Source organism: Streptomyces sp. NPDC036764, assembly GCF_055609385.1.
In genome coordinates, this window is the sequence record NZ_JBVJPT010000026.1 from 38,527 (window position 1) to 47,312 (window position 8,786).

Below are 8,786 nucleotides of genomic sequence, written 5' to 3' on the forward strand. Positions count from 1 at the left end.
ACACCAGAGGGGAACCCGCGCATGAGCACCGACCCTGAACGGCCCGCGTTACCGCTGATCACCGTGCACGCAGAGGCAGCCGCGAGCGCCCGGCGTCGTGTGTCCGAGCTCCTTGAAGCAGCGGGCGCAAGGCCGGGGGAGGGACAGCACCTCCTGGCGGTGATCGAGGCCGGGGCCGTGGAAGGCGCCCATGTCGAAGTCGCCGAGCTGGACACGCGGGCGCCCATCGGCAGCAGCGACGAGTTCGTGGAGGGCTGGCTCGGTGCCGTCCAGGCGGTGACGAGCAGGCTCACCCACATCGCCGACCGCACCGTCCGCCAGACCCAGGCCGCGGCCGCCGCAGCGGAATCGCCGCCGGCCGAATCGAGCCCGCCCTCGCGCCGCTCGCCCACGGCAGTCGACGCCGTGGGCGAGGAGCAGGTGCACCGGGTACTCGAAGCAGCCGAGCGGATTTTCGTCTCCCTGACCGGTTACACCGGCTACGACCGCAACCTGTCCGAGGAGATCCTCGCGGTCGTCCTCAGGGCGGTCAGTGCCCAGCAGCAGGACGGCTACGTACGGCAGTTGGAGGCCTTCGCCGAGGCCAAACGGGAGCGCCTGGTCAAGCTGTACGCCCGGTACGGGCCGGGCGGGACCCTCGCAGATGAGAGCCGCTGCTACCTGACGCACCAGCCAGAGAGCCTCGTGGTCTGCGAGCGTCTCGACACCGTCCCGATGTGGCTCAACGGGGTGTGGAACGACGAGATCGACGCCGAGCTGACGCTGGAGCGCTTCACCCAGTACTGGCGGTTCGGACTGTGAAGGCCGGCGGCGGATCGATACATCGTCACCAGCCGGCCGGGGACGTCACGGCTGAAGATCCGGGACCTGTATGACCTCCTGCGCCAGGCTCCCCGGCGGCGGGACCTGGAGCAGGACGGGATCCGGCTCGTGTACGACGGCATGGCCCTCCACCTTTCCACGGCCGACCACCCCGACACCGTGATCGCCCAGGCCAGCACCTGCGGGTTCACCACCGAGCCGTGGGAGGTGACGGCGCACCGCGCCAGCATCACCAGCACGGAGGTGTGGCTGCGCATCAACCCCGAGTACGGCGACCACCTCATCGACGTCTCCCCCTTCTGGGCGACCGCCCCGACCGCGATCACGTTCACCGCAGGCGGTCACACGGCGGCGTTCCCGGTGATCGCCTGCCCGACGGCACCAGCCGACCGGCACCTGTAACGCGGCTGCCATCGAGGGAAGGACCGAGAAATGAACGGGCGCTGCCCGCGCTGCACGGAGACGCACCATGTCCGCATCCGCCGGGGCGACAAGATCAGCAAACGTCCCGACCGAGTGGACACCGTGCCGGAGCTGGGCCACCAAGGGCCGCGGCCAGTACCGCCGTTGCCAGGTCCTCGTCGACCAGGGCCCCCACCCGGCTGACAGCGTGGCCTGCCCCGACTGCGACCCACGAACAAAGGCCGCCCGCCGATCGCGCTCCATCCGAAGCGCTGTCTACAGGCCCTGAGCGGGCAGTGCAGAGGCATTGATCAATCACACCACGGGTCATTACGGTGTGTGAGTGGATGATGACGAAGGGGATCGCTTCTCCGACGCGATTCGGCTGCTGCTGCTCATCGCGGCGGTGTCCGATCCGTTGAACGAAGCAGAGCAGCAGGCCGCGCCGAAGGATGCGGTGGCTGTGCTGCGCGCCGAGGGCCGGCTGCAGAAGCTCGACTTCTGGCTGCGCAACCCGGATTACCTGGCTGATGAGCTTCTCAACGACTACGAACGCGAGCGCGAGAAGGAAGCCATCAACCTGGAGCTGGCTGGCCGCATCCTGGACTCGGACGAGCCCGAGATCTGCGCCATCCCCATGCTGCGCTACCTGTTCGGGGCGTTCGAGTACATCGACCAGGCGATGAGCGTCCTGGCCGCCCCGCGGCTGGTGCTCGTTGTGCCGCGACGCACCGTCGACCGGATTCTCCAGGACAACTACTACCTCACGGCCAAGGGGCGCGAGGTCGCCGACCGGGCCACGGAGCAGTTCCCGGTCCTGGCCTGGTACACGGAGCGCGCCCGCATGGTTCGGGCGCTGGCAGAGGCCACCGGGCACTCCGCCCTGGCGCTGCGCAAACGGCAGTACCTGCAACGCGACTACGCCCAGACCCCGCTGAACGAGGTCATCCCGTCGATCGCCGACCGGGCCCGCGAGCGCCTGGCCCGGCTGCGCACCGAAGCAGAGCAGGGGGACGCCGCGTGACCACAGAGCCTTTGCCGGTCCCATCCGACGGCGAGCTGTACGAGCAGATCGCCGCCCGCGTGCCGTCCGCTGATGTGGAGAGGGTCCGCGAGGCCCTGTCTGCCCACGGCATCCAGCTCACCAGCCCGCTGCCCGCACGACGGCAACTGGTCGTGCACCGGCTGTACTGCGAGGGCACCAAAACCGATACGGACGACAACGACGGCCCCTTCACCATCGACATGACGCTGGGGCCGGGACCGTGGGCGATCGCTAGCACCCTGAACAATGCTGGTAAGTCGAGCCTTCTGTGGGCGCTGAGCTACGCCCTGCGCGGGGACGGCTTCGACGCTTTCAAGCGGCCGGAGACAGTGGGCTGGTTCTCCTATGTGCGCGCGGACATCGAGGTCGCCGGCGTCGCCGCCTCCATACGTCTGACCTTCGACAAACCCGACCGCCCCAGTTGCCGACTCCTGAGCGCCGACACCCTCGAGCACCTCACGACGCTCACTGGTTCCCAGGAGACCGGTCCCGGTGTACGCGTGGCGGCTACCGCGGAACCCGGCGGCGTCAAGGAGCTCATCGACCGATTCATGCTCGACCGCTTGGGGCTCCGACCGCTGCCTCTGTGGACGGCCGAGGCGGGCGCGCCGAAGGACGCCGACGGCAACCGCGACAGCAGGGAGGACATTCACGGCTGGGCTAGCTACTTCTATGCCATCGCCCTGAACGCAGGGAACTCCAGCATCCTGTTGGGCCCGACGGCGTACAACCAACTGCCCGTGAAGCTGATGCAGCTCTTCCTCGACGTCCCCTACGCGTCCGAGCTGACCCAGCTCAACACGGCCCGCAAGAAGGACACCCAGGAGGGCAACCGCGTTCAGCGCCGGGCGCGCGAGGATGCCCAGGCCCGCGAGCAGCAGACCGAGCCGCTGCGCCAGGCACTCAGGGCCGCCGAGGAGAAGGTGACGGCACTGGAAGCGGACCAGCCCGACCTGACCGGCCTGCTCGCCGACGTCGACGCCGCCGCCCGCCAAGTCGCCCGCGACCAGGCAGCGCTCCAGGAGGCAGAAGAAGGACACGCCGTCGCGCGCAAGGCGCGCCTGAAGGACGAGAAGGCTGTCCGCCGGGCTGAGCAAAGCAGCGCAGCCCGGCTCCTGCTGGGGGCGCTTGAGCCGGAGTCCTGCCCGCGCTGCGACCACGAGATCGACGATGCCCGCCGTACCGCGGAAGAGAGCGAACACCGGTGCTCGGTGTGCGCAAGCCCTCTGCCGGAGGTGCAGGACGACCCAGAGTCGCGGGCCGAACAGTTGCGTCGACTGGAGGACCGCGTCAACGCCTCCCGCGCGGCCGAAGACACAGCCCGGCAGGCCGTGGGGAGGAGCGCCGCCGCCTGCGAGAGCAGCCGTGCCGCCTACGACCTGGTGAACGCCCGCCTTGTCGCGGCACGCTCCGGCAGTTGGTACACCCGTCTCGAATCCGCACGGGAGTCCGTCTACCAGCTACGCGGAGCCCTGGCAGTCGCCACCGGCAACGGGACGGGCCTGCCGGAGGTGGTCAGCGACTACGTCACCGCGACAACGAGCCCGTCCGACACCGAGGACGATTCCGATGACAGCGACGCCATCCTGGAGGCGGCCGCCGAGGTGTTGTCGAAGGTCGTCGCCGACCACAGCAATGCCCTGTTCGCGGACCTGAACGGTGAGATCGTCAGCATCGCCCACAACCTGGGCGTGGCCAACCTGACCAGCGTCGACCTCAACCTGGCGGGACACCTCAACGCCCGCAAGACCGGCAAAAAACACCCCTTCAGGGCGTTCAGTCCCACCGACCGTCTGCGCATGCGGATCGCGGCCATTGTCGGCATGATCAAAGTCGGCCGCAAACGCGGCCTCATGTCCCACCCCGGTCTGCTGCTCATCGACGCGCCCACAGCCGAAGAGCTCTCCCACGACAACGCGCGCCAGTGCATCAAGACGCTCTACGAGACCGCAGCAGACGACCCTGGCATCCAGATAGTGATCACGTCGATCGACGACGCCGTTTGGGAGTTCTTCCCCGAGGACCGTACCGTGACCGGCCTCGACAAGCGCCAGCTCTTCTAGACCAGGCCACCAGGGGTATCCAGCAACAACAGGGGAGGCGGAAGGCATCGTGCACGTCATCGACGAACGCCTGGCCCAGTGGGCCGCACACGCCTCCCGCCCCCAACTGCGGGCCGGCCCGACACTGGAGGACCTCGGAGGCCTCGACGCCGTCCTCGCCGCCGCGGACCACCTAGCCCAGGGCCCCTTCCTTCACCACCTCGTCCAGGCGACCGCACACCACCTCGACGCCTTCGGTACCGAAGCGTGCAAACCGCTGTACGACGCCGTCCTGGGCGGCCTTCGGACCAACAAGAACCACGCGGCCTTCGCCAGCGCCACCGATGTCCTCGCCGGGCGCCCCGCCCTGGCACGTGACCTCGGCACCCCATTGACCCGCGTGCTGCTCGCCCGCCTCCAACAAGCCCGGGATGCCGACGACGACCTCGCCGCGGCCCTCATCGGAGTGGAAGCCGCAGACTGCCTCGTCCAGCTCACCCTGGCCGGCGTCACCAAGGCCGCGCGTCTCCTCGGCGCCATGGACGAAGCAACCGAGGACCCGGCTGCCCTTCCCGAGGCCATGGCCACCCGCCTGCCCCGCCTCCTCGGCGTCCTCGACGCCCACCATCCCGGCGCCGGCCTCCGCGAAGCCCTTGAACGCTGCCTGATGCTCGACCACACCTGCCGGGACGCAGCGTTCGAACTCGCCCTCGGCGACCTGCGCCAGGCTCTGGAACAAGACCAGTACACGCCCATGGCCGAGCAACTCCGCAAAACCCAGGACCGGCTGGCCGAGCTGATCACGCTCGATCCCGACCGCCTGGACGCCCAGCTCTACCACGCAGCCCTCGACGCTGTCCTCGGCCTGTCCGCTCCCGACGCCCCCACACGCGTCCGCACCGCCGCATCCACCCTGCGCGACACCCTCCACCGCTACCGGGACTATCGCTACCGCACACGCACCCCGGCCTGGGCACGGCCGCGCCAGAACGACGTGATCGCCTGGTCGGAACTCACTGTCGTGCTCGACGGTGCTGCCGCACACCTCGCGGACGACGACCCCTGGTACGAGGGCGGCCACGACATCCTCTCGGCACTGCTCCGCGCGTACACCGCGCACAACACGGTCGCCGTACTCACGGACACCCCAGCGGCTGCGGCCGTGGAGACCCTGGTGGCGCCCGTCATCGAGGACGCCTTCCTCCAGCACGAACACCGGCAGCGGTTCCTCCAGCACGCCCTGGCCCACGACGAGGCGATCCGCGACGATCCCGCGGCCCAGCAGCTCCTGGTCGGCCTCCTCAACCGCACCAAGAGCAGAGAGAACTCCAGCGATCAGCAGGCAGCTGATCAGGGAAAAGCGCGACGCTGGCAGCGGCTGGCACACCAACTCAAGGACGACTTCGCTGCGTTCGTTGACCAGACGCCCGAGCACGTCCTCGACCGCCTGGAGCTCGGCCTGCGCACCCACGACGACGTCCTCGCTGCCATCGCCGACCCCAAGTACGGCCGCCTCAAGGCGCGACTCCTCAGACATCTGGAGAACTCCAGCGACTGGATTGCCGGCATCGCCGACGAGTTCACCGCTCTCCTGGAAACCACGATCCGTTTCGCCTACCTCTGCTACGACATCGGCCGGAAGATGGGCGGCTCCTACACCGAGTACCTACGCAAACGCGACAAAGACGGCAAGAAGCAGAAAGTAGACGAAGCCCTCTTCCATCAGCACTACCGGGAAGTGCTGCAGTTCTCAGCGCTCTTCAGCGTCGTCAACTCAGAAGTCATCGACAAGGCAGGCGGGAGAACCGACATCCTTGTCTCCTTCGGCGCCGTGCAATTCAACGTCGAATGCAAGATTGAAGAAGACGACGCCAGCGAAACCGCACTACGTCAATACGTCGCCCAAGCCGCCGAATACCAAAACACCAACGTTGGCTTCGCCATCCTGCTCGCTCTCGACAAAACCGTCGACGCCGAAGGCGCCGTCAACCTCTTCAACAGCATCTGGATCGAGCCCGTCCAGCGTCCCGGCGAATCCGAACCATGCCTTGTCGCCATCATCCGCATTCCAGGAGGACGCGAAAACCCCAACCTTCTGCGCCCTGGCCCCGCCGCCTCGTAGCAGCGGCTGCGCCGGCAGGCGCATCACTTCCACCGGGGGTGGAGCTGCCGACCATCTCACGCTGCTGCCTCATCTCGGCAAGCGCGGCGCCACGGCCGACGGGCATACTGGAGAGGCGCACTTTCGCGTACAGGTGCGGAGATGCCCCGGCGGTACGGCCGGGGCATCACTGCGTCTGAGAGCGATCAGGCGACCGCGTGGAGGCCACCCTTGCCGGGCTTAGGCGGGCGCTTGGCGTAGCCCGGGACTTTGATCGGGGGAGGGCCGCCGACGGCGAGCTGCTGGGTCATCTCCTTCTCCAGCTCGTGCTGCGACTCGTAGCCGGCCACGGCCGGGTTGAGGGCGTAGCGGTGGCCGCGGCCGCCTCCGGAGCGCAGCACGATGCCGCGATCGACCAGCAGTCCCATGGCGCGGCTCATGGACGCCTGGCCCACGCCGAGGATCTCGTCGATCTCGGATTGCTTCATGCCGACGGAGCCCCCGGGGTCCTGGTGCGCGACCATCACCGAGAGGACGTCGATCGCCGTGGGGGTGAGCTGCAGCTGGTGCAGCATGCCCAGCAAGTCCGTGGTGGTCATCATGGCGAGGGGATCCCTTCGGTCAGCCGAGCTCGGTTCGGGAGAACAGAGTGAGCTCGGGTGCGAGTTCGTCGGGGAACTTGGAGTCGAGGACGAGTGCTCGCAGCTCGGCGAGGAAGTCGTGCTGCTCCTGGCCGTTTCCGTTATACGCGACGCGGGGGTTGAGCTGGTAGGAGGACCTCTTGACCTTGCGGATGAGGTTCTTCTCGCAGAGCGCGTCGAGGGCGTGGCCGATGCTGGTTCGCTTGACCCCGAGTTCGGCTGCGATCTCAGCGTGGGTGGCCTCGATCTTGCCCTTCTTCTGCCTGCCGATCATGTTCGACAGAACGGCGGCCTGCAGCTTGCTGATGATGTTGTGCATCAGGCAGTACGGCAGGACGCGCCGCAGGAAGTAGTTGCTGACGAGGGAGTAGCCGGCCTCGCCGAGCATGTCGTGAGGAGGACGTCGGTAGACGACCGTCTTGACCTCGTGGACGGGGCCCTTGCCGAACTGCTCCGCGATCCGCCGCGCGAGGTCGGTACCGCCGTCGGTCTCAACAGGCCTTACGGGCTTGGGCGGTTGGGGTCGAGGGCTCGCGCGCCAAGCGCGCAGGCCCTCTGCCGCTGCGTCCATGTAGATGATCCTTTCGCGTACAGGTGCTGCGCACTGTACGGCAAAAGTTGCGACCATCCGCATGTTACACGCGGGAGAGTTGCTACTCGTCGCAAGTTTGTGTCGGCGGTCGCCGACATCGGCACGGAGCCGGCCTCCGCGGACCCTGCGATACCCAGTCCGCACGCGCGGGCAGGTGCTGACACGGCGTCCGTATGCAACTCGCCGGGTAGTGATCCGACAATGGGAGGCAGCTCGACGGCGGGCGCTGCAGACTGCTGCGCCTGGAGGGCAATACTTGCGACTATTCGCATGTCTCATCGGAGAGTTGTGAATACACGCATGTTTCTAAGCTGAGTGTGGGTACGGACCGACATCCGAGCACCCCTAATGTCGGTGACCACCGACATTAGGTTTCACAAAACCGCAGGTCAGAGGCCACTTTCCCCGAACGCCTCTTAACTAAAGACAGGCCTCGGCCATAACTCCTTCCCCCTCCCGTCTGCATTTTCCCAACTGCCCATGCCTGTAGGTCAGTTATCTGCCGCTAACAGCCGCCGGCGCGTGTCAGTGCGGGGGCGGGTGGTGGTGTGGCGGCCTCAGGGATGTAGGGCGGTGCGTCGAGGTGTTGCGCGTCGGCCGTGGGCCGCCGCGCGTCGTCCTCCGGGCTCTCCGGCCCTGTGGGTGTGTCGGGCTGGGTGGTGGGGTGTGGTGGGTGTCCAGGAGCCGGGACGGCTGTTCTCGTGTCACCGGGAGCTGTCCTGCCGGAGGCAGGCATCTCACACCGTCCGTCTGTTCCCGGCTTCCGGGTAACGGGGCCCCGGAGGGGCCCTGTTGCTCTGTTCTCGTATTCCGTGGTTTACTTTTCTCCACGGAATACAATTCAATTCCTCCCGGGTCTCAGGGAATCGGAGATTCCCCCTCAAGTCAATCCAGGGAAACGGCGCATGACACCCCCTCAATCCGTTCCCCAACTCCCCGCCCCCACAATCAAATCCAGCACTCTCCTTTTTGTGCCGGAGGCACAAACCCTTGTCGCCTGTCTTTCGTGCCGGAGGCACGCAAGTTGGGAAATTGGCCGGAGGCCCAATTTTCCAACTCCCCGCCGGAGGCGGGCAATTCGCGCGGGGACGCGCGAAACGAGCGAAGCGAGTATTCGGCTGCCGGAGGCAGAGCGAAGCGG

The 8,786-nt window shown here is 67.3% G+C and carries 7 protein-coding genes; 5 read left to right on the forward strand and 2 right to left on the reverse strand.

What is annotated here, in order from left to right; genetic code table 11:
• Positions 1 to 21: 21 nt before the first annotated feature.
• The 5 genes from ACZ69Q_RS44980 to ACZ69Q_RS45000 all read left to right on the forward strand — a co-directional run bounded on the left by ACZ69Q_RS44980 (position 22) and on the right by ACZ69Q_RS45000 (position 6,433).
• Positions 22 to 801 (forward strand): hypothetical protein, encoded by a 780-nt coding sequence (locus tag ACZ69Q_RS44980; RefSeq protein WP_471054569.1) that lies wholly within the window; start codon positions 22 to 24, stop codon positions 799 to 801.
• A gap of 129 nt (positions 802 to 930) precedes the next feature.
• A complete protein-coding gene (locus tag ACZ69Q_RS44985) occupies positions 931 to 1,224 on the forward strand; it encodes a hypothetical protein (RefSeq protein ID WP_471054571.1) in 294 nt (97 codons plus the stop codon).
• Between the two features lie 343 nt (positions 1,225 to 1,567).
• Positions 1,568 to 2,248 (forward strand): hypothetical protein, encoded by a 681-nt coding sequence (locus ACZ69Q_RS44990; protein ID WP_471054572.1) that lies wholly within the window; start codon positions 1,568 to 1,570, stop codon positions 2,246 to 2,248.
• Positions 2,245 to 4,332 carry an ATP-binding protein gene (locus ACZ69Q_RS44995; protein WP_471054574.1) on the forward strand — a complete coding sequence of 696 codons (2,088 nt, stop codon included), beginning with the start codon at positions 2,245 to 2,247 and terminating at the stop codon, positions 4,330 to 4,332. The genes ACZ69Q_RS44990 and ACZ69Q_RS44995 overlap by 4 nt, the downstream gene beginning before the upstream one ends.
• A gap of 49 nt (positions 4,333 to 4,381) precedes the next feature.
• Positions 4,382 to 6,433 (forward strand): hypothetical protein, encoded by a 2,052-nt coding sequence (locus tag ACZ69Q_RS45000; protein ID WP_471054576.1) that lies wholly within the window; start codon positions 4,382 to 4,384, stop codon positions 6,431 to 6,433.
• 185 nt (positions 6,434 to 6,618) lie between these two features.
• Here the strand turns inward: ACZ69Q_RS45000 and ACZ69Q_RS45005 are convergent, their stop codons facing one another.
• Both ACZ69Q_RS45005 and ACZ69Q_RS45010 read right to left on the reverse strand, forming a co-directional pair.
• Positions 6,619 to 7,014, reverse strand: a complete 396-nt coding sequence (locus ACZ69Q_RS45005; protein ID WP_062012246.1) for a Fic family protein — start codon at positions 7,012 to 7,014, stop codon at positions 6,619 to 6,621.
• A gap of 19 nt (positions 7,015 to 7,033) precedes the next feature.
• Positions 7,034 to 7,624: a replication/maintenance protein RepL gene (locus ACZ69Q_RS45010; RefSeq protein ID WP_471054578.1), complete on the reverse strand. Its 591-nt coding sequence runs from the start codon at positions 7,622 to 7,624 to the stop codon at positions 7,034 to 7,036.
• Positions 7,625 to 8,786 lie beyond the last annotated feature (1,162 nt).

Coding starts and splice junctions, on each gene's coding strand:
- ACZ69Q_RS44980 (WP_471054569.1), top strand. CDS start 22: ATGAGCACCGACCCTGAACGGCCCGCGTTACCGCTGATCACCGTGCAC.
- ACZ69Q_RS45005 (WP_062012246.1), bottom strand. CDS start 7,014: ATGATGACCACCACGGACTTGCTGGGCATGCTGCACCAGCTGCAGCTC.
- ACZ69Q_RS45010 (WP_471054578.1), bottom strand. CDS start 7,624: ATGGACGCAGCGGCAGAGGGCCTGCGCGCTTGGCGCGCGAGCCCTCGA.